The 17,846-nt window shown below is 70.0% G+C and carries 21 protein-coding genes; 7 read left to right on the top strand and 14 right to left on the bottom strand.

The window, feature by feature from the left end:
• Positions 1 to 25: 25 nt before the first annotated feature.
• Positions 26 to 574 (top strand): GNAT family N-acetyltransferase, encoded by a 549-nt coding sequence (locus STRNI_RS37750; RefSeq protein WP_266439803.1) that lies wholly within the window; start codon positions 26 to 28, stop codon positions 572 to 574.
• 183 nt (positions 575 to 757) lie between these two features.
• On the opposite strand, the gene STRNI_RS37745 is transcribed toward STRNI_RS37750, so the two are convergent.
• The 11 genes from STRNI_RS37745 to STRNI_RS37695 form a co-directional block, all read right to left on the bottom strand.
• Positions 758 to 1,330, bottom strand: a complete 573-nt coding sequence (locus tag STRNI_RS37745) for a hypothetical protein (RefSeq protein ID WP_277412853.1) — start codon at positions 1,328 to 1,330, stop codon at positions 758 to 760.
• 80 nt (positions 1,331 to 1,410) lie between these two features.
• The gene (locus STRNI_RS37740) at positions 1,411 to 2,763 is read right to left on the bottom strand and encodes an NAD(P)/FAD-dependent oxidoreductase (RefSeq protein ID WP_277412852.1); all 1,353 of its coding nucleotides are present in this window, start codon (positions 2,761 to 2,763) and stop codon (positions 1,411 to 1,413) included.
• 240 nt (positions 2,764 to 3,003) lie between these two features.
• Positions 3,004 to 3,300 (bottom strand): gas vesicle protein K, encoded by a 297-nt coding sequence (locus STRNI_RS37735; RefSeq protein ID WP_262037897.1) that lies wholly within the window; start codon positions 3,298 to 3,300, stop codon positions 3,004 to 3,006.
• Positions 3,297 to 3,527: a gas vesicle protein gene (locus STRNI_RS37730; protein ID WP_159491303.1), complete on the bottom strand. Its 231-nt coding sequence runs from the start codon at positions 3,525 to 3,527 to the stop codon at positions 3,297 to 3,299. The genes STRNI_RS37735 and STRNI_RS37730 overlap by 4 nt, the downstream gene beginning before the upstream one ends.
• Before the next feature lie 3 nt (positions 3,528 to 3,530).
• Positions 3,531 to 4,364 (bottom strand): GvpL/GvpF family gas vesicle protein, encoded by an 834-nt coding sequence (locus STRNI_RS37725; RefSeq protein WP_266439798.1) that lies wholly within the window; start codon positions 4,362 to 4,364, stop codon positions 3,531 to 3,533.
• Positions 4,361 to 4,741, bottom strand: coding sequence for a gas vesicle protein (locus STRNI_RS37720; RefSeq protein WP_174876492.1), 381 nt, complete (start codon positions 4,739 to 4,741; stop codon positions 4,361 to 4,363). Before STRNI_RS37720 ends, STRNI_RS37725 begins: the two co-directional genes overlap by 4 nt.
• 57 nt (positions 4,742 to 4,798) lie before the next feature.
• Positions 4,799 to 5,023, bottom strand: coding sequence for a gas vesicle protein GvpG (locus STRNI_RS37715; protein ID WP_148588757.1), 225 nt, complete (start codon positions 5,021 to 5,023; stop codon positions 4,799 to 4,801).
• Between the two features lies 1 nt (position 5,024).
• Positions 5,025 to 5,771 carry a GvpL/GvpF family gas vesicle protein gene (locus STRNI_RS37710; RefSeq protein WP_159491297.1) on the bottom strand — a complete coding sequence of 249 codons (747 nt, stop codon included), beginning with the start codon at positions 5,769 to 5,771 and terminating at the stop codon, positions 5,025 to 5,027.
• Between the two features lie 3 nt (positions 5,772 to 5,774).
• Positions 5,775 to 6,248, bottom strand: coding sequence for a gas vesicle protein GvpJ (gene gvpJ, locus STRNI_RS37705; protein ID WP_093637960.1), 474 nt, complete (start codon positions 6,246 to 6,248; stop codon positions 5,775 to 5,777).
• Between the two features lie 35 nt (positions 6,249 to 6,283).
• Complete coding sequence (locus tag STRNI_RS37700; protein ID WP_093637963.1) at positions 6,284 to 6,604, bottom strand: gas vesicle protein GvpO; 321 nt, start codon at positions 6,602 to 6,604, stop codon at positions 6,284 to 6,286.
• A 191-nt stretch (positions 6,605 to 6,795) separates the two neighbouring features.
• Positions 6,796 to 7,875 carry a PP2C family protein-serine/threonine phosphatase gene (locus STRNI_RS37695; protein WP_277413377.1) on the bottom strand — a complete coding sequence of 360 codons (1,080 nt, stop codon included), beginning with the start codon at positions 7,873 to 7,875 and terminating at the stop codon, positions 6,796 to 6,798.
• A gap of 288 nt (positions 7,876 to 8,163) precedes the next feature.
• Here STRNI_RS37695 and STRNI_RS37690 point away from each other — a divergent pair, with 288 nt between their 5' ends.
• Positions 8,164 to 8,736 carry a hypothetical protein gene (locus STRNI_RS37690; protein ID WP_174876491.1) on the top strand — a complete coding sequence of 191 codons (573 nt, stop codon included), beginning with the start codon at positions 8,164 to 8,166 and terminating at the stop codon, positions 8,734 to 8,736.
• Here STRNI_RS37690 and STRNI_RS37685 read toward each other — a convergent pair.
• Together STRNI_RS37685 and STRNI_RS37680 are read right to left on the bottom strand one after the other, a co-directional pair.
• A complete protein-coding gene (locus STRNI_RS37685; RefSeq protein WP_277412851.1) occupies positions 8,621 to 9,946 on the bottom strand; it encodes an MFS transporter in 1,326 nt (441 codons plus the stop codon). The two genes, STRNI_RS37690 and STRNI_RS37685, sit on opposite strands and share 116 nt — an antisense overlap.
• Positions 9,937 to 10,437 carry a MarR family winged helix-turn-helix transcriptional regulator gene (locus STRNI_RS37680; protein ID WP_277412850.1) on the bottom strand — a complete coding sequence of 167 codons (501 nt, stop codon included), beginning with the start codon at positions 10,435 to 10,437 and terminating at the stop codon, positions 9,937 to 9,939. The genes STRNI_RS37685 and STRNI_RS37680 overlap by 10 nt, the downstream gene beginning before the upstream one ends.
• A 223-nt stretch (positions 10,438 to 10,660) precedes the next feature.
• Here STRNI_RS37680 and STRNI_RS37675 point away from each other — a divergent pair, with 223 nt between their 5' ends.
• The 4 genes from STRNI_RS37675 (at position 10,661) to STRNI_RS37660 (ending at position 14,382) form a co-directional block, all read left to right on the top strand.
• On the top strand, positions 10,661 to 12,751 hold the full coding sequence (locus tag STRNI_RS37675; protein ID WP_229838384.1) for a SpoIIE family protein phosphatase: 2,091 nt from the start codon (positions 10,661 to 10,663) through the stop codon (positions 12,749 to 12,751).
• A gap of 470 nt (positions 12,752 to 13,221) precedes the next feature.
• Positions 13,222 to 13,539 carry a hypothetical protein gene (locus tag STRNI_RS37670; protein WP_159491291.1) on the top strand — a complete coding sequence of 106 codons (318 nt, stop codon included), beginning with the start codon at positions 13,222 to 13,224 and terminating at the stop codon, positions 13,537 to 13,539.
• A gap of 143 nt (positions 13,540 to 13,682) precedes the next feature.
• Positions 13,683 to 13,967 carry a hypothetical protein gene (locus STRNI_RS37665; protein ID WP_148588761.1) on the top strand — a complete coding sequence of 95 codons (285 nt, stop codon included), beginning with the start codon at positions 13,683 to 13,685 and terminating at the stop codon, positions 13,965 to 13,967.
• A 121-nt stretch (positions 13,968 to 14,088) separates the two neighbouring features.
• Positions 14,089 to 14,382: a hypothetical protein gene (locus tag STRNI_RS37660; protein ID WP_148588762.1), complete on the top strand. Its 294-nt coding sequence runs from the start codon at positions 14,089 to 14,091 to the stop codon at positions 14,380 to 14,382.
• On the opposite strand, the gene STRNI_RS37655 is transcribed toward STRNI_RS37660, so the two are convergent.
• Positions 14,379 to 16,463, bottom strand: coding sequence for a SpoIIE family protein phosphatase (locus STRNI_RS37655; RefSeq protein WP_277412849.1), 2,085 nt, complete (start codon positions 16,461 to 16,463; stop codon positions 14,379 to 14,381). The genes STRNI_RS37660 and STRNI_RS37655 overlap by 4 nt on opposite strands.
• Before the next feature lie 580 nt (positions 16,464 to 17,043).
• Here STRNI_RS37655 and STRNI_RS37650 point away from each other — a divergent pair.
• A complete protein-coding gene (locus STRNI_RS37650; protein WP_148590760.1) occupies positions 17,044 to 17,814 on the top strand; it encodes a GNAT family N-acetyltransferase in 771 nt (256 codons plus the stop codon).
• Positions 17,815 to 17,846: the final 32 nt, after the last annotated feature.

Raw genomic sequence — 17,846 nt, 5'->3', positions numbered from 1 at the left:
CAGGGCTTGCGCTAAGTTGGCCGCCATGACTGAGCTCGGCCCCGTCGCCTGGCCACCTGCCCCGATCAGGACCGAGCGGCTCGTGCTCCGCGAGTCCGAGGCCCGGGACCGTGCGGCGTTCATCGAGCTGTTCGCCTCGCCGGAGGTGGGCACCTACATTGGTGGCCCTCGCACACGTGATGAGCTCGATCGCGCCGTGCCTGAAGTGCCCGGGCGGCGCCCTGGCTTTTTCGTGGTCGATCTCGACGGAGCGATGATCGGCATGATCACGTTCGATCGGCGCGGGGCCGAGCATCCGGGTCACGTCCGTCCGGAGGCCGGGGAGCCCGCCCTCGGCTACATGTTCCTGCCGGAGGCGTGGGGACGCGGGTACGCCGCCGAGGCGTGCGCAGCGGCACTCGACTGGTTCACCGGCGCGCTTCCCAGCGAGCCGGTGGTGCTCTGCACCCAGACCGCCAACGACCGCGCGATGCGCCTCGCGGCGAAGCTGGGGTTCACCGAGGTGGAGCGGTTCGAGGAGTACGGCGCCGAGCAGTGGTTCGGCGTGTGGTCCTCCGTAACGCCGTCCGGTTGAGCTCGTGCCCGACAGCTCGACCGATCCACGAGGCCCCACCGATCGGTCGGCGGCCTTGGAACGGCGCTGACCTCGTGGAGCACGTCGGAGGGGAAGCGTACGGGAGGAGCAATGTCAGCCGTGCTGCGCGCTGCTCAACCAGGTTGGAAATGCCCCACTGAGGGCGTCCTGGCAGCAGCCTGGTTACGCGGCGTCTTCGCCCTGTGGTGTCAGAAGCACTTCCTGGCAGGCTGCCACGAAGACGGAATAGCTCCTCCCCATGGATCGCTGCGCCTCTGCGGCGGCTTCCTCCGCCTCTAGTAGGTCCGAAGAGCCGCTGGCCGTCTTTCTAGTCCACACATGAATGGCGTTCCTCGCTTCATGTGTGGCTTGGATGAACTCCTGGGCTGCGGCGTTGACGCTGCCGGGGCCAAATAGCCGAACAGTGTGGGCGGCGATTCGCACCTTGTCGGCTTCGACTTGGTAGGCGGCTTCGAGTGCGTCGTTCGCCGGCGCCTCACCCAGCCTGACGAGGATGTGACCCATCTGAGCGTAGGCAGTGATCACCTCCCCGTAGACCTGTCGACGCTCCTGCCTGATCCACTGAGCAAGCTCGTTGGCGGCTTGTCCAGTAACCTGCGCGAGGGCGGCTTGTACCGCGGCATCGGCGCTGTGGCGAGCTGCCCGCCAGCTGGCCCATCCTCCTGCTGCGGCTCCCATGATGGCTGCTGCGAAGCCAATGACGGCGGCGTAGAGGGCTGCCTTCCCCTCGTCCATGTGTCCCCCAGGTTGTTGCTGCGTGTATCCACAAGTCGCCTGCCTCAACGGCGGGTTGCCGCAGCCTCGATGCCGGTGATTCAGGCCGTGGTCGTGCGCGGGCGTCCTACTGGGCGGGGGCCGATGAGGACGCGGGACAGCAGCCGTGGGTCGGCCAGCGTCAGGGGCCCCGCAGTCATGTGGAAGAGGCCGGAGAAGGCGGTATAGAGCTGCGGGTCATGGGGGACGGTGTCGATCAGGCGGTTCATGAACCAGTTGCCGGCCTTGACGTGCCAGGAGAGCCGCGACTGCTCCCAGGCCCGGTCGGGGGTGGTTGCCATCAGCCATGAGGAGGCGGTGACGCGGGCCAGCCGCTTCTGGAAGGCCTGTCCGTCGAGGGGAGTGCCGGCGCGCCTGTTGCCGAGCATCTGCTCCAGGAGACGGGCTTCGAGTGCGGCGACGGTCATGCCCTGTCCGTAGGCGGGGTTGAAGGTGCACACCGAGTCCCCCAGGGCGATCAGCCCCTCAGGCCAGCGGGCGAGGCGGTGGTAGGCGATCCTTCGGTTGACCGTACGGGCGTAGCGGCGCACGGCGGAGGTGGGGGTGAGGGAGGCGATGGTGTCGGCGACAGGCCCGCGCAGTGATTTGGCGAAGGAGAGGAAGTCGTCGTCGTTGTGGGGCAGTTGGGTTCCGTTGGCTCCGTGCAGGGTGACGTGGAGAGCATTGTTCTCGATCTGGATCGCGTAACAGCCCTTGTGGAAGTCGGGGGCCCGCAGGGGGTGCAGCACGCCCATCCACGAGGGCGGTGCCTGCCCTTCCGGGTAGGAGTAGGTGCGTGAGGCATAGCCGACCTGAGCATCGACGGTCGTCGTACGGGGATGGGGCAGACCGAGGGCGGCCAGCCATTGCGGCAGGTGGGAGGAGCGGCCCGAGGCGTCCACCACGAGGTCCGCGGCGATCTCGTCCTCGCCGCCGCCGTCCCTGACGCGCACCCCCGTGATCTTCCCGGGCGCGGCCGTGCGCAGGCCGATGACGGTCAGTCCGTCCCGTAAGGTGACGGGCCCCAGCGCCGTCACCCGTTGGCGGAGAACATGCTCCAGGAGGGGACGGGAGAAGGTCTGGATCGGCATGCCCATCGGTGTGGACGGCGGGATTCCGTTGGGCAGCACGGCACACAGCCCTTCACCCCAGTCCCACACCGGCGCACCGGCCTGTTCCAGCTCGGCCCGCAGCCCGGGGAAGTACCCCTCGAACACCTCGGCACCGAGGGCCAGGAGGCCATGGACATGGTGCCCCTGCGGCACGCCGGCCCTGGGTGCGGACGCACTCGGAAGCGTGTCGCGTTCGATGACGGTGACGGCCTCGAAGCTGTCGGCCAGGACACGGGCGGCGGCAAGACCCGCCATGCCCGCCCCCATCACCACCGCGTGCCGGACGTGCGTATCCGTGGGCATGCCGCTCCCTCCCTCTGCCGGCCGAACCCCGCTGTTCCCGGGCCTTTCCCTGCCCCGATCGGCCGACGGGTATGCCGAAAGGGGTAAGCGACTGAGCACGTTCCGTAATCAGGGTGATGTTCCCCGAGTTAGCTGATGGCTCGGCTCGGCTCGGCCAGCTCAGGGCCTCGTGCGGCGTACCGGAAAATCCAGGATAAGTAGGCGCGGCGGCAAGGGAGTTGGCAGGTGCCGCTGGTCGTCTCAGTTCCGGGGCAGGAGGGATCCCAAGGGGCCCAGATCGAGGTTGAGGTCTTCCAGACGGAGGTCGTGCTGTTCGCACAGTTCGGTCATCCGCGCTTCGAGATGCATCAGCGTCTCCCCGATGTGTTCCACCTGCTCATCGCTCAGGTCGCCCTGCTCCACGCGGCGGATCGCCTGCCGTTCCATCAGCTGCCGCAGCAGCTCCACCACGGTGAGCACCAACGAGACCAGATCGCGGCCCATTTGCTCACGGTCGAGGTCGATTCTGCTCTCGGGCGTACCCGTTCTTCCCGTCACAGCGGACCTCCGTCCGACCACGGTGCGGGCACCCGTTCGCTGACCGAGGAGAGCAGCGCGTGCAGGGAGAGCCGGATCAGCGGCACATCGGCGATGGCGATGACCAGGTCCCCGCTGACCACGACCCCGGTGGACAGGACGCGGTCCAGAAGGTCGACCAGCGGCACCCCGATGGGCCCGGAGAGCGGGCCCGGGGTGTCCCAGGGGACGGGCTCGCGAATGGACACGGCTCACACCTCCCCGACGAAGGAGTACGGCACCCAGGGGCCCGAGACCTCGACCTCTGCTCCCGTACGGTGCCGCAAGGTCTCCACCGCAGCGAGCAGTTCCTTCTCCCGCACGGTCGTCACCAGGTACGCGGCGTTGAGCACCTGCAGGCGGTGCCGCTCCCCGGTCATCTCCGGAGTGTGCGGGCGAAGCCGGCGGGTGGCGGTGGCCAGACGGCTCAGGGCGGCGTCGATGTCCTCGGCGGTCTGCAACGCACGGTCGTGGTGCTGCTCCCGCGCCCGGTGCAGCCCCCGTTTCCGATCCAGGTAGGCACGGCCCGCCCCGCCGGACGGTCCACCGCCGCTCCCTGGGGATCCAACCCTGGGAGGCTCGGGAGCGGCCGTCGGGAGACTGACCTTCACTCCCCATTCGGCGTGGCCCTCGATACGGGCCAGCGCCGCGGCGAAGCGGTCCCGGTCCGCGCCCAGGACCTGTTGTGCCCGTTCGTCCCCGCGGTAGAGGGTGGCCAGCGGCAGCGGTACCGTCGGCCCGCAGGCGGCGGCCGCCGTCACCACCTCGTGGTGAGCCCGTGCGCAGCGTTCCAGTTCGGCACGGTCCGACAGCCGCTGCTGCCAGGCGTCCTGGGTGAACTCGGCGGCCGGTACGTGCTGGACGACCGCGGTGAGCGGGCCGAGCGGCAGTGTGCGCACGGGGAAGCCTTCGGCGAGGCCCGCGAGCCCGCTGAGGGCGGCCGGGTCCAGTCGGCGGCTCACCGCATAGACGTAGGTCGCGGTCTCGGCGGCGGTGGCGCTCTCCGAGGTGGCGCTCTCCGAGGTGCCGAGTTGTTCCGTCGTCATGACGCTGCCTCGTCCTTCGTCCGGGAGGAGGGGGAAGCCGTCCGGGAGGAGGACGCAGCACCGTCATCGCCGGACTCCAGCGCTTCGATGCGCTCACGCAACCGGTCGTTCTCTTCGCGCAGTTCACTCCGTGCCGCCTTGGAACTGAGCGCGGGGTCGGTCTCCCACCAGTCGATACCGGCCTTCCTGGCCGTCTCCACCGACGCGACGAACAGGCGCAGCCTGATGGTGAGCAGCTCGATGTCCAGCAGGTCGATCTTGATGTCCCCGGCGATGACGATGCCCTTGTCGAGGATGCGTTCGAGGATGTCGGCGAGGTTCGCGGTGCTGGGACCGTTGGCCGGAGGAGCGGCCTGTCTGTAATCGACGTCGGTCACGTGGTCACTCATTCCTCTTCGTCGCGTACGGGGCGGGACGCGGCTCCGGAGCGCCGGTCATCTCCCGTACAGCAGGTCGAGCAGCTGGTCCTCTTCGCGTTCGAACGCCGCTTTGCTGAGGTGACCGGCTTCGTACTCCTGGTTCAGCGCGGCGAGCCGGGCGCGGACGACGGACGGGTCGTGCAGCTCGCGGTCGGCCGCCTGGGCGAGTTGGTCGGCCACCCAGACCACGCCCCGCACGGGGGCGAGCGGCAGCGTGAGCACTCCGCTGATCAGCCCCATGTCATCCTCCCGCCCTTCCCGCGAGCACCTGCGGCTCCAGGAAGCTGTAGCAGGGCAACGGTCCCGCCACCCGCAGTTCGACGCGCTCGCGCCGGTCCTGGGCGAGACGTTCCGCCTCCGCGGCGAATTCGGCGCTGTCGCTCCGGTCCACCAGGAACGAGACATTGACCTGGCATCCGGACACCTCCGGCCCCGGGCAGACCGCATGCGCCCAGGGCTTCAGCTCCCGCACGATTTCCTGTCCCGCTTCGGCGGCCCGGCGCGACAGCGTGGTCGCCACCGCCTCTCCCAGCCGCATATTGGCCTCGTAGCTCGGCCGGCGACGTACCTCTTCGCGCAGCCCGCGGATGGTGGCGTCCCCTTTGACGAGCGCGGCAAGCGAGTCGTTGGCCGGCATCGCCTTGACATTGATCTCGACCCGGCCCGCGAGGCTTTCCAGCGCCGCCAGATGGCGCTCCTCGGCATCGGCCAGCTGACGGCGGATCACCGTCTCGTCCGGCGCCACCATGCCGAAGCGCATGGGCAGGACCGGCCCGCCCTCGGACAGGGCCAGCAACAGCTCCTGATGCGCCAAAAGGTCGCGGCGGCGGGCACGCAGCTGCGGCGGCGCCTGGCTCACGACCGCGGCGACCCGCCCCTCCACGATTTTTTCCACGACTCCTGGGGGATCCCCCACTCCACCCACATGCGAGGGCAACGGGCGATCGGTCCGGACGATGCCGTAAACGTAGATACCGTCGTCCGTCACGGGTCATTCCTCCTCTGAGCGCCGTCGGCGGGAAGCAGCTCCGGACCGGGCGGAACTACGCCGCCGCCGCTGCGGCTGCGCTTCCTCCTCGTCCGCATCGTCATCCGAGTCGTCGCCCTTTCCCACCGCCGAACGGACGGTTTCGCCAACGGATTTGGCGGCGTCCTTCACCTTGCGTTTTCCGATGCCTTTGGCGGCCTGGCCGCTGAAGAGTTCGGGAACGGTGACACTTCCCGAATCCCGCTCCAGATCCAGCCGGTTGCACGCCTCCGCGAACCGCAGGTAGGTATCCACACTGGCGACCACGATGCGGGCATCAATCTTCAGAATCTCGATCCCGACCAGGGACACCCGTATGAACACATCGATGACCATCCCCCGGTCCAGGATGAGCTCCATCACGTCGTACAACGTTCCGGCCCTGGGCGGGCAGGGAATTACCTCTCCGGACAGGCCTGAATAGGTCGTGGTGGTCATCTAGGGTGCCCTTTCAGCTGGTGAGGACGGCGCGCTCACTGGTCGGCCGCACCTCGTCGGTAGCGGTGGGTCCGGTAGTACTCGAGCAGTTCGCCCTCGTCGTCGAGCCTTACCTCGTACGTCGCAAGAAGGCTCGTGGTGTCCGGGATCCGCGCCAGCTCCAGCACATCCACCACGACACACCAGCCGTCGTCGGTCCGCCGTACCGCCGAAACGCCCTCGGTCCGGTGGACGATCACGCTCTGCAGCAATTCAGCGGCACGGTGCGCCACCTCCGCAGGGGTGTTCTCCGGCGTTGATTTCCGCTTTCGGGCAGCCGTGGACGACCGGACCCGCGTTCGGGATTGCTCTGCCATACACCAAGTCTCATCGTCTCCATGACCCGCGCATCCTGAGCGGGCCCAATCTTGTGCCGCGGTGGACGAGGACCGCGCCGTGCGACATCGGCATCGGCAACGGCTGCCTGCACCGGGGCGGTGAATACCCGCGGGAAAAGGCGGTCCGCCATTAGTGGGTGCGCACTCCCGGTCAGGCGGCGTGGCACCGGTCAGGTGGCGTGGGGAGGGCGGCGCCGGGTGACGGCCAGGATGGCCATGTCGTCCTCGTGGTCGCCCTCGGTCCAGCGGCCGACGTCCTTGGTGAGGGTCTCCACCAGTGTCTCGGGGTCGGTGAACCGCCGGCCCAGGCGCCCCGACAGGACCGGGTCGTAGAACGCGCCCTGCTTGTCCCGTGCCTCGGTGACCCCGTCCGTGATCAGCAGCAGCGAGGCTTCCGGGGGCAGTGGCACCACATCGACCGGCTCGGTGGCCATAGGAGCGATATCGCCCAGCCCCACCCCGAGGGGCAGCTGCGGGACGGTCGGGTCGAGCCGTACGAGCTGCCCCTCGTGCACCAGATACGGCGGCGGATGCCCGCGGTTCATCAGCCTCAGCGCCTCACCGTCGGCGGAGACCTCGGCCAGCACGGCGGTGATGAAGCCCTCGCTGGAGATCACCGGACCGCTCCCGGCCGCCGCTCTGGCCAGCGCCTCGTCCATCCGCCGGCCCAGCGCGTCCAGGGTGGGAGCGTATTCGGCCTCCTGACGGAACGCCCCGAGTGCGACCGACACCGCGGCGACAGCCTGGAGGCCCTTGCCGCGCACATCCCCGATGATCATCCGTACCCCGAACGGCGTCTCCTGCACCGCGTAGAAATCCCCGCCGATCCGCGCCTCGGCCTGCGCCGTGGTGTACCCGGCAGCCACGGCCAGCGGCCCGGCCTCCGCCGGCGGGTCCGGGAGCACCGCCCGCTGGACCGCCTCCGCGACATCCCTGGCCAGCGCCAGATCACGGCCCTGCCGCACAATGAGCCGGTTGACCCCGAGCGCCAGCGCGCCGATCAGGCCCACCACGGCCAGGTCGACGAACAGCGGCGTCGCCGGACGCCCCCGCTCGATGTCCAGTGCCACCGAGACCACACAGGTGACACACACGACGGCGAGTGCGGAGCGGAAGGTGAGCGTGGCGCCGGCGACGAGCGGTGCGGCGGCCAGCAGCGGCAGTCCCATGTACGGCTCGGGCGCGAAAAGGTTCAGCAGCACGCCGGCCAGGAGGGCCAGCGCCGCGAGGATCCAGGGCACCTTCGCCAGCGTGGGTTGCAGGCCTTTCACAGTGCATCTCCTGCTGCCGGGCCGCGCTCGCGACGCGGAAGGACCGGACGCCGCCGCACGGTTTGCCGCACCGCACCAGGTGTGTCATTCCGATGGCTTCACATATACGCCCTGTGGGCTGGATGCGCGCGTTGCGGACCCGCTCCCACGGGGCGGGTGCCCCGGCCTGGCTGGATCCGGACGCCACCGCACGCCCGCCCCGAGCGATAATGATCGAATTGCGCACTGGGGGGCCGCGTCATCTTTTACTTGATTCTCGCTTGTGATGTGCTTTTTTGGATCTTCCTCGTCGGCGGCCTGGCCGCGCGCTACGCCGCCGGCCGGCGGATTCTCGGTGGCGCGCTGCTGCTGTGCGTCCCGCTGATCGATGTCGTACTGCTGGGGGCCACCGTCCTCAGCATCCGGGACGGCGCCGGGCCGACCGTCTGGCACGGCCTGTCGGCGGCCTACCTCGGTCTCACCGTCGTCTACGGACACCGCACCGTCCGCTGGGCCGACGCGAGGTTCGCCCGCCGCTTCGGCGGGAGCAGCGCTCCGCCCCGCCCAAGTCTCCACGGGCGTGCGGCTGTTGTGGACGCCTGGAAGTCCTGGTTCAGATTCCTGCTGGCCTATGCGATCAGCGTGGGCTTGATCTTCGGTCTGGTGGTGCTGGCCGGCACTTTCGACAAGGGTGCTCCGCTCCTCGTCTGGCTCAACCCGCTCACCAAGGTCCTTGTCTACAGCCTCATTTGGCCCATAGTGACCACCATTTGGCCCGGCAAGGCGCCGGAGCAGGGGACGGAGCAGGCGCCGGGGCAGGAGACGGCGCCGGAGCAGGAGACGGCGACGGGGAACGGCTGAAGCGCAGGCCCGGTGTGGTCGTGCCGACCAGCGCCACCGCGCCGATGCACAGCAAGCCGCCACTGACCAGGGCCGCCGTGCCTGACGTGGCGTCCGCCATGAGGCCGCCGCGCATATTGCCGAGGTCCGGGCCGGCCTGTCCGACGATCTGTTCCGCGGCGCTGACCCGTCCCAGCAGCTCATCGGGGGTGTGCAGCTGTACGAGGGTGCTTCGGGACACGACGGCAACGGTGTCGGCGGCACCCGCCAGGACCAGGAAGGCCGGCCCGGTCCACGGGTCGGCCGACAGGCCGAACAGGGCGAGGGCCGCGCCCCAGGTGGCCGATCCGCCGAGCATGACGAGACCGGGGCGGGAGAGGCGGGTGAAGGTCCCGGCGAAGAGCGAGGCAAGGACCCCGCCGGCTGCCACGGCGCTCAGGAAGAGTCCGAGCGTGCGGGGATCGTTGCCAAAGCGTTCCGCGTTGACCAGGGGGAACAGGCTGATCGGCATCGACAGCACAGTGATGGCCAGGTCCGTGAGGAGCGCTCCGCGGATGACCGGCGTACGGACGAGAAAGGCCAGGCCGTCCGCCACGCCGCGCAGACCGGGCCGGGCGGGCTCGTCGCCGGGTCTCATCCGCGGCAGCCCGAACGCGCCGTGGAACGCGGCGGCGAAGGTGAGCGCGTCGATCAGGTAGACACCGCCGGCGCCCAGCCCGCCCAGGATCAGCCCACCCAGTACCGGGCCCGTCAGCATGGCGCCCTGGAAGGCGATCCGGTTCAACGCCAGCCCGGCGGCGAGCTGTTGTTTCGGCAGCAGACGCGGAAGGAAGGTGCGCGACACCGGACCGCTGCCGGCCGCGAAGCAGGACTGCACCGCGACCAGCAGCAGCACCCCCGCGGTCGGAAAGTTCCCGAGGAAGCCCTGCAGGGCGAGCAGGGACACACAAACGGCTTGGCCACTGGTCGTGATCAGGTAGAAGGTCCGCCGGTCCACGCGGTCGACGAGCGACCCGGCGAAGAGTCCGAGCACGATGAGGGGGACGGCCCGGGCCAGACCGACGGCCCCGGTCCAGACGGTGCTGTGCGTCGTCTGCCAGACCTGGAACATCACGGCGACGAGGGTCATCTGGCCGCCGAGGCGGGAGAGCGTCTGGCCGAGCCACAGCCGCCGGAACGGTGCCGACCGCCGCAGCGGGGTCACATCGAGCAGTGCGCGCTTCACTCCCATGCGGGGTCCTCGGCCAGCTTCTCGGCGATCCGGTCGTGGAAGCTCTTGCGCGCGAGGACCTGCTCGATGTCGGTGACGACCCGGCTCAGCGGATAGGGGATCTCGGCCTCGATCTCGGCAAGGGCCGCCTCGGTGGCGTGCCACTCCGCGGCCAGCCGTCCGACGATGCCTCGGGCGCGGTCCGTGAGCGCCACCTTCTTGCTGCGCGCGTCGTCGCCCGCCACGGTCTCCACCCAGCCGGCCGCGCGCATCGCGGCCACCTTCTGGCTGAGTGCGGAGTGGGTCCGGCCGACCGACCCGGCCAGTTCGGTGATGGTCATGGGCCCGCGGGCGTGGAGCCGGAGCAGCTCCATGACGTAGCTCGGCTTGAGCCCGGCGATCCGCTCCTCGGCGTAGATCCGGGCGATCTCCGCGTCCATCGATGCCTGCAGCAGTCGCAGCGGCCGCCAGAGGCTCTTGCCGGTGGGGTCGAGCGTGGGGTCCTCGGTCATGCGCGGCATCGTAACAGTGCTTATGTAAGTGCTGTCAGATTACTTTCGGTCGGCGGCGCCCGGGCCCCGGCGGGACGAGGTGTGCGGGCGGCCGGTCCTGGTGGACCATGGAAGCCGAAGCACTCACCAGTGAAGGGGAGGGCCACAGCCAACGAGGTGGACAGGCCGCGGACCGGAGCGAGCGGGCAGCCCACGTGGTCCGTCGGGTGGAAGGAGTGCCCGGGTGAGCGCAGCCGACGGGCGTCCGGCCGGTGCCGGTCAGCCGCAGGGAAGGCCGCCACAGCCGAGCGGGCTGATGGACCTCCTCGGTGTGGCCGCGGTCCTTCTGGACGCCGACGGCCGGATCGTCCTGTGGAGCCCTCAGGCAGAGGACCTGTACGGCTACACCGCCGAGGAGGCGCTCGGGCGGTACGCGGCACCCCTGCTCGTGCACCAGGAGCACTGGGACCTGGTCATCGGGAAGTTCACCGGCGTCATGGAGACCGGCCGGAGCTGGAGCGGCACCTTCCCCGTCCGGCACAAGGACGGCACCGTGCGGCTGGTGGAGCTGCGCAACATGCGGCTGATGGACGACCACGGCGACTTCTACGCCCTCGGGCTCGCCACCGACTCCTCGACGCTGCGCGAGGTGGAGCGGGATGTCGCCCTGTCCACCCGGCTGATCTCCCAGTCCCCCATCGGGCTGGCGATGCTCGACACCGAGCTGCGGTACGTGGCCGTCAACCCCGCCCTGGAGCGGATGCACGGCATACCCGCGAAGGACCATCTCGGACGGCACTACCGCGAGATCATGAGCGCCGCGAAGTTCGAGGTGCCCGAGGCCGCGATGCGTCAGGTCCTCAAAACCGGGGTCCCCATGGTCGACCAGGCCACGGTCGTCGGCCGTACCCCCTCCGACCCGGACCATGAGCACGCCTGGTCGATCTCGCTGTACCGGCTGGAGGACCCCCATGGGCGGGTGCTCGGAGTAGCCGATCTGGTGGTGGATGTCACCGACCGGTACCAGGCGGCCAGGGAGGCCGCCGAGGCCCGGCAGCGGCTGGCCCTGATCGCCGACGGCTCCGCCCGGATCGGCACCACCCTGGAGGTGGGACAGACCGCCCGGGAACTGGCCGAGGTCACCGTTCCCGAGCTCGCCGACGTGGTGACGGTCGATGTCCTCGACTCCGTCCTGGACGAGCACCGCCCCACCCGCGACAGCGGCCCGGCGCTCTTCCGCGCCCTCGCGGTGAAGGCCGCCTACCCGACCGAAGCCGTCCGCGCCGCCGATCCGCCCGGCCATATCGCCGCCTACGACACCGACCGCCTGGCCACCCAGTGCGTCCGCACCGGCCGCCCGATCCTGGTCTCCCACGCCGATGCCCGTGACCTGGCGCGCATCGCCCGCGACGACCACGCCGCCACCCTGCTGGCCCGCGCCGGGGTGCACTCCTACATGCTGGCCCCGCTCACCGCGCGCGGCCATATCCTCGGCGTCCTGGGGCTCATCCGGGCACTCAACTCACCGCCCTTCGACGAGGACGACCTCGCCCTCGCCGCCGAACTGGCCTCCCGCGCCGCCGTGTGCATCGACAACGCCCGCTCACACCAGAGCGTGCGCAACGCCGCCGAGACCCTGCAGCGCAGCCTGCTGCCCGACCACCCGCCGCACCGTCCCGGTCTTCAGCTCGCCTCCCGGTACCGGCCCGCGCAGGCTACCTACGAGATCGGCGGCGACTGGTACGACGTCCTCCCGCTCGACGGCGACAAGACCGCCCTCGTCGTGGGCGACGTCATGGGCAGCGGTATCGACGCCGCCGCCACCATGGGGCGTCTGCGCACCGCCACCTGCGCCTTCGCCGACCTCGACCTCGACCCCGCCCAGGTACTCCAGCACCTCGACAAGATCACCTCGGGGCTGGAGCACTACATCGCCACCTGCGTCTACGCCGCGTACGATCCCCACCGCTCCACGCTGCACATCGCCACCGCCGGCCATCTGCCCCCCGCCCTCGTACGCAGCGGCAAGCACCCCGAGTTCCTCTACCTGCCCACCGGCACACCGCTCGGAGTGGGCGGCGTCCCCTTCGAGACCACCACCTTCGTCCTGGACCCCGGCGACCAACTCGTCCTCTACACCGACGGACTGGTCGAGACCCGCCACCACTCCCTCGACGAACGGCTCGACACCCTGCTCCGCCTGCTGGACGCCCCCGACCGCTCCCTGGAGGACACCTGCGACCGGCTCCTGCGCGAACTGCGGCGTCCCGACGACCCCGACGATGTCGCCCTGCTGATCGCCGGCACCGAGCCGTTCACCCCGGAAACGCCCTAGCGTCTCCGGCCTTGCGGGAATCCACCGTCCCCCCGGGGACCTTCGCCCGATGACCGAAAACAGCAGATTGCAACCGGTCAATTGCCGAACCGAATCCCGACGTGACGTGAATTGAGAAAAAATGTGAGCTCTCGCGGCCGGAAATTGCTATTCACCGTGACGAGGCCGCACCCACTTCCGGCGAATGCCGTGCAGATCAGCGCCCCGGAAGCATCGTTTCCCTGTCGTCTTCCGTCCCGTGAGACATCCCCTCACCAGCGGCGAGCCGTCATGCTCATGCCCTTTTCCTGCGCACACCGCCGATGCCGACGGCGCGCTCACACCACCCATAAAGCTCAATTATTCACCCGGATTCGATCCTCTCAAGTGGTGCGCCGTGACAATGCAACTGGCTGCGTGTCATATCACTACTGCGCCGCAGAAGGCCGACAGGGTGTCGCCCTTCGCAGCAGGCCGAAAGGAACATGTCCATGCGCAGTGCCCGCACTCTGTTCGCCTCCGCCGTCATCACCGCGATGTTCGCGGTCGCCGCTCCCACCGCGACCGCGGCCGAGGCTCACACCACGGACCACGTCGCGTCGAGCAGCTCCGACCACGACCACCGCAAGTGCAAGCACGGACACCACAAGAAGGACGATCACAAGAAGGACCACCGCAAGAAGAAGCACCACAAGCGCGATCACCACAAGCGGGACCACCACAAGCGTGATCACCACAGGTGGGACCACCACCGGCCGAACGGCGGGGTGCACACCGGCGGCGGGTACCTGGCCGACCTCCTGCGCTAGGACGGGGACCAGGCCCGGCACGACGGGTCAGTGACCGGACGCCGACCGGCTTCCTGTTGCGCTGTGGGGTGGGCTCTCCTCCGGGGGAGTCCACCCCACTTCGGCGATTCGCCGTGACAGGCGACGGCTGGTAGGGAGGTGGTATGAGCGAAATACCTCCGGTCCTGACCGTAACCGCTATCAGCACCATCGGAGTCACCGATGTTCACGACGACAACGCGGACTCGTGGCTGGTGATCGAAACCGCCGAACAGGGGCAGCTGTTGCTGAACCTTCCCGGCCCCCTCTACCGGGCGGCGGTCCAGTCGACCGAGCTGCCGGCCGGCCAGCCCGGCCCCGGCCGCCTGGCGCTGACCGAGGCCGAAGTCGCTGCCTACCGCGCCCACATCGCGAGCCTGACCCGGACGGACCAGGAGTCGGCCGGGTAACTGGACGATCAGCCGGACCGGTCACCGACCGCACACGGACTGCATCGAAGGACGACGCCCGGAACTGCGGCGGGCGTCCACGGCGGCGTTTCAAGCGGCCGAAAGCGGCAACGCGTTGTGCATGTCCTCACGCGCTCGTTACCGCAGCAACGAAGCAGCGAAGGTCGTCGTCGTCCTCGCAGACCTGACGGCGCTGATCCTCGGTCTGTGGATCCTGTTCGCCCTCGTCGACGCGAACCGCGCCAATGATCTGGTCAACTTTGTCCATGACGCGGCCGGCTGGCTGGCCGGGTGGTCGCACGATCTGTTCACCATGGACGCCGACTGGTTGCGGACCGTGCTGAACTACGGGCTGCCCGCCGTCGTCTATGTGTGCATCGGGCACGCGCTGGCCGCCCGGATCCGCCGTATCTAGGCAGCCTCTCCCTGGTTCCGGGCCCGGGCGATGAGGACGGCGACGTCATCGGGATCGTCCGGATCGCGCAGTGCGTCAAGAAGACGGTCACAGGTGTCCTCCAGTGAACGGTCCGGACTGTCGAGAAGGTGCAGGAGAAGCGCCAGGCGCTCGTCGATGGCGTCGTGGCGGGTCTCGACCAGCCCGTCCGTGTAAAGGACCAGCTGGTCGCCGGGGCGCACGCCGAAGGTGGCCTCTTCGAAGGGCACACCACCGACCCCGAGGGGTACGCCGATCGGCAGGTCGAGCAGTTCCGGGGGCTTGCCCGTGCGCATCAGCACCGGCGGCAGATGTCCGGCGACGGCGATGTGACAGACGGCGTGGTGCGGGTCGTAGACGGCGTAGGCGCAGGTGGCGTACTGATCCAGACCGGCGGTGATCTTGTCGATGTGCCGCAGCACCTCGGTCGGCGGGATGTCGAGGTCGGCCAGGGTGGAGGTGGCGGTGCGCAGGCGTCCCATGGTGGTGGCGGCGTCGATGCCGCTGCCCATCACATCGCCCACGACGAGCGCGGTCTTGTCCGCCCTGAGGGGGATCACATCGAACCAGTCGCCGCCGACCTCGCTGGTCGTGCCGGCGGGCTGGTAGCGGGTGGCGATCTCCAGGCCCTTCTGGTGCGGTGGGTGGGCGGGGAGCAGGCTGCGCTGGAGGGTGAGGGCGGCGTTGCGCTGGCTCTGGTACAGGCGGGCATTGTCGATGCACACCGCGGCGCGGTCGGCCAGTTCGGCGGCCAGCGCGAGGTCGTCCTCGTCGAACGGCAGCGGGTTGCGAGCGCGGGTCAGGCCCAGGGCACCGAGCACCTCACCGCGGGCGATCAGCGGCATCGTGAGATAGGTGTGGATGCCGGCGCGGGCCAGCAGGGCGGCGGCCTCGGGGTCACGGGCGATACGGGCCAGGTCCCGCTCGTCGACGTGGGGTATCAGGATGGGGCGGGCGGTACGCACACACCGGGTGGCCAGCCGGTCGGGTCCGTAGCTGGCGAGGTGGCCGGGAGGGTCGGCGGCGCGGACCGCCTCCGTGGGGTAGGCGGCCTTGACCGCGAGGGCCCGGAAGAGCGCATGGCGGGCGCCGGATGTCTGGGGTGGACGGCCTTCCAGGACGGAATCCAGGATGTCCACCGCCGCCACGTCGGCGAGGTCGGGGACGGCGACGTCGGCCAGCTCGCGGGCGGTCTGCTCCACCTCCAGCGTGGTGCCGATCCGGGCCGACCCGTCGGCGATCATGGCCAGGCGTCGCCGGGCGCGGGCCGCCTCGGTGGCCGCGCGGTGCCGGTCGGTGACGTCCACCGAGAGGCCGGCCACCCCGAGCACCCGCCCGCCCGGGTCCTCCAGCCGGTAGTAGGAGACCGACCAGGCATGATCGTTGTCGGGGTCGGCGGGTGTGCGTCCCACGGTGTGCTCGTCGACCAGGGGCGTGCCGGACTCCAGGACCTGCCGCAGGGCTGCCTCGATGGCGTCGGTCTCCAGGAACGGCAGCACCTCACGCACCGACCGGCCCAGATGGTCCTCGGCGGGGACGCCGTTCATCCGCTCCAGCGCCGGGTTGACGGCCAGATAGCGCAGCTCGGTGTCCAGGACGGCCAGTCCGATGGGGGACTGCGAGACAAGCCGCGTGGACAGGGCCACATCCCGTTCCACCTGGCGCAGGATCTCCTCGTCCGTGGCGATGCCCAGGGCGTAGAAGTCACCCCGGTCGTCCAGCAGCCGCATATTGCGGAACTCGACCAGCCGGGTGCTGCCGTCCTTGTGCCGGACGGGGAAGGCGCCGGCCCAGCTCTCGCCCGTCGCCATCACCTCGGTGAAGAGCCTGACCACCAGGTCCAGCTGCTGTTCATGGACCAGCAGCCGCCCGGCGTACCGGCCCAGCGCCTCCTGCGCGGTGTACCCGAACAGCTTCTCGGCCTGCGGGCTCCACAGCACGATCCGTCCCTCGGCGTCGAGCAGCACCGCCGCGACGCTGAGCAGGTCCAGCAGTCCGCTGCGCTGCGGCTCCCCGGGAGGCGGCTGGGCGCCCGCCGGGCCGAAGGGGCCTGCTGTACCCATCCCAGGCACCTCCTCCGCCTGTGAGCGCGGTATGCGGCCCCGCCGGGTTCGGACTGCGGCCCGTGTCCACCGCACCCAGCAGTGCTTCCATGTTCCCCGGATCAGGGCGGCCGCGCAGTCGCGCCGGACCGCGCCCGCGGCGCCCCGGACCACTGATGCCGGCGACAGGGACGCACACCGGCCCGCACCGTGATCAACACCACCATTCCCCGGCGAGTCGGCAGGTCGGCGTGCCGGCGGGTCGAGAACGTGCTCCCCGCCCCCGCCACCCCGCTGGTCACGCCGTGGGAGAACAGGCAGTCGCGGGCACGGTCCGCGGGGTGGTCCGTGGTGAACGGTGCCGGTCGGCGGGGCCATTCCCCGGTTGCTTCCGCCGCAATTCCCGGTACGCATTCGCCGCCCGGGCCCCGGATTTGCCTCGGGCCAGGGGCGGTGTGCAACAGTGGGCGTCCCGGTCAGCCGGGCGCGCCGCCTGCGCAGCCCCTGCCGGGACTCCCCCACACCCCAAACGGTCGGTTCCGGCTGCGCCCTGCGCGTGTCCGGGCCGTCGCCCTCCCGCTACGTCCTTCCCGAGAGAGCGATGCAGGCAACGACTCTTCCTCCCCGGACCGCAGACCTGTTCCGGCAGGGTCTGGAGCGCCAGGCCGGCTCCGCCCTGCTGCGTTTCGGCGCCGCGCGGCAGCAACCGGCCGACCGGATCAGCTGGTCCGGCGACGGTGCCGCCGCCTGGCTCGACGACGCCCGCGGACATCTGTGGAGCGTCGGCGACGCGGTTCCCGCCGCCGGGCTCGTCCTCCGTGCCGCGCATGAACTCCCCGATGACGTAAGGGAGTTCACCGGCCCTCTAGGTACCGAGGCCCTGGTCGGCCGCCACCTCGCGGTGACCGATGTCGTCGAGTGGGTCTTCCGGTGGACGCTGGAGGAACCGCCCGTCCAACGGGCCGAGGAGCGGGTGATCGAGCTGGACGAGACTCACCACGGGGAGCTGCTCGCCTTCCTCAACGAGCACAGCCCCGCCCATTCGACCGGCCCCGGCTCCTCCGGCGTCAGCCTGTGGACCGGCATCCGCGACACGGACGGACGGCTGGTGGCCTGCGGCGCCCTGAGCAGCCTGCGGGACAGCGGCGCTCCCCTGATGGCGTCGGTCGCGACGGACGCGAGGCAGCGCGGTCAGGGGCTCGGTGCGGCGCTGACCGCGTGGCTGACCCGGTACGCCGTACGCCGGTACGGGTTCTGCACGCTGTGGCAGCTCGCCGACAACTCCCCCGCCGAACGGCTCTACAACCGCCTCGGATTCCGCAACGAGGATCCGTGCGTCTCCGCGCGCATCGCCGCGCCGGGACGCCCTTGAGGGGACGCCGGCCCGTCGATGCCGTCGACCGG

Source organism: Streptomyces nigrescens (genome assembly GCF_027626975.1).
In the GTDB taxonomy this organism is placed as follows: Bacteria; Actinomycetota; Actinomycetes; order Streptomycetales; family Streptomycetaceae; genus Streptomyces; species Streptomyces nigrescens.
Note: the sequence above shows the minus strand (reverse complement) of the source record. Positions and strands in the feature narration are given on the sequence as shown.

What these genes read in the sequence shown, in the direction of transcription:
- STRNI_RS37665 (WP_148588761.1), top strand. Translation starts at nt 13,683, where the DNA reads ATGAGCGAAATACCTCCGGTCCTGACCGTAACCGCTATCAGCACCATC.
- STRNI_RS37745 (WP_277412853.1), bottom strand. Translation starts at nt 1,330, where the DNA reads ATGGACGAGGGGAAGGCAGCCCTCTACGCCGCCGTCATTGGCTTCGCA.
- STRNI_RS37685 (WP_277412851.1), bottom strand. Translation starts at nt 9,946, where the DNA reads ATGGGAGTGAAGCGCGCACTGCTCGATGTGACCCCGCTGCGGCGGTCG.
- STRNI_RS37650 (WP_148590760.1), top strand. Translation starts at nt 17,044, where the DNA reads ATGCAGGCAACGACTCTTCCTCCCCGGACCGCAGACCTGTTCCGGCAG.
- STRNI_RS37660 (WP_148588762.1), top strand. Translation starts at nt 14,089, where the DNA reads ATGTCCTCACGCGCTCGTTACCGCAGCAACGAAGCAGCGAAGGTCGTC.
- STRNI_RS37715 (WP_148588757.1), bottom strand. Translation starts at nt 5,023, where the DNA reads ATGGGGCTGATCAGCGGAGTGCTCACGCTGCCGCTCGCCCCCGTGCGG.
- gvpJ (WP_093637960.1), bottom strand. Translation starts at nt 6,248, where the DNA reads ATGACCACCACGACCTATTCAGGCCTGTCCGGAGAGGTAATTCCCTGC.
- STRNI_RS37680 (WP_277412850.1), bottom strand. Translation starts at nt 10,437, where the DNA reads ATGACCGAGGACCCCACGCTCGACCCCACCGGCAAGAGCCTCTGGCGG.
- STRNI_RS37740 (WP_277412852.1), bottom strand. Translation starts at nt 2,763, where the DNA reads ATGCCCACGGATACGCACGTCCGGCACGCGGTGGTGATGGGGGCGGGC.
- STRNI_RS37670 (WP_159491291.1), top strand. Translation starts at nt 13,222, where the DNA reads ATGCGCAGTGCCCGCACTCTGTTCGCCTCCGCCGTCATCACCGCGATG.
- STRNI_RS37725 (WP_266439798.1), bottom strand. Translation starts at nt 4,364, where the DNA reads ATGACGACGGAACAACTCGGCACCTCGGAGAGCGCCACCTCGGAGAGC.
- STRNI_RS37750 (WP_266439803.1), top strand. Translation starts at nt 26, where the DNA reads ATGACTGAGCTCGGCCCCGTCGCCTGGCCACCTGCCCCGATCAGGACC.
- STRNI_RS37700 (WP_093637963.1), bottom strand. Translation starts at nt 6,604, where the DNA reads ATGGCAGAGCAATCCCGAACGCGGGTCCGGTCGTCCACGGCTGCCCGA.
- STRNI_RS37655 (WP_277412849.1), bottom strand. Translation starts at nt 16,463, where the DNA reads ATGGGTACAGCAGGCCCCTTCGGCCCGGCGGGCGCCCAGCCGCCTCCC.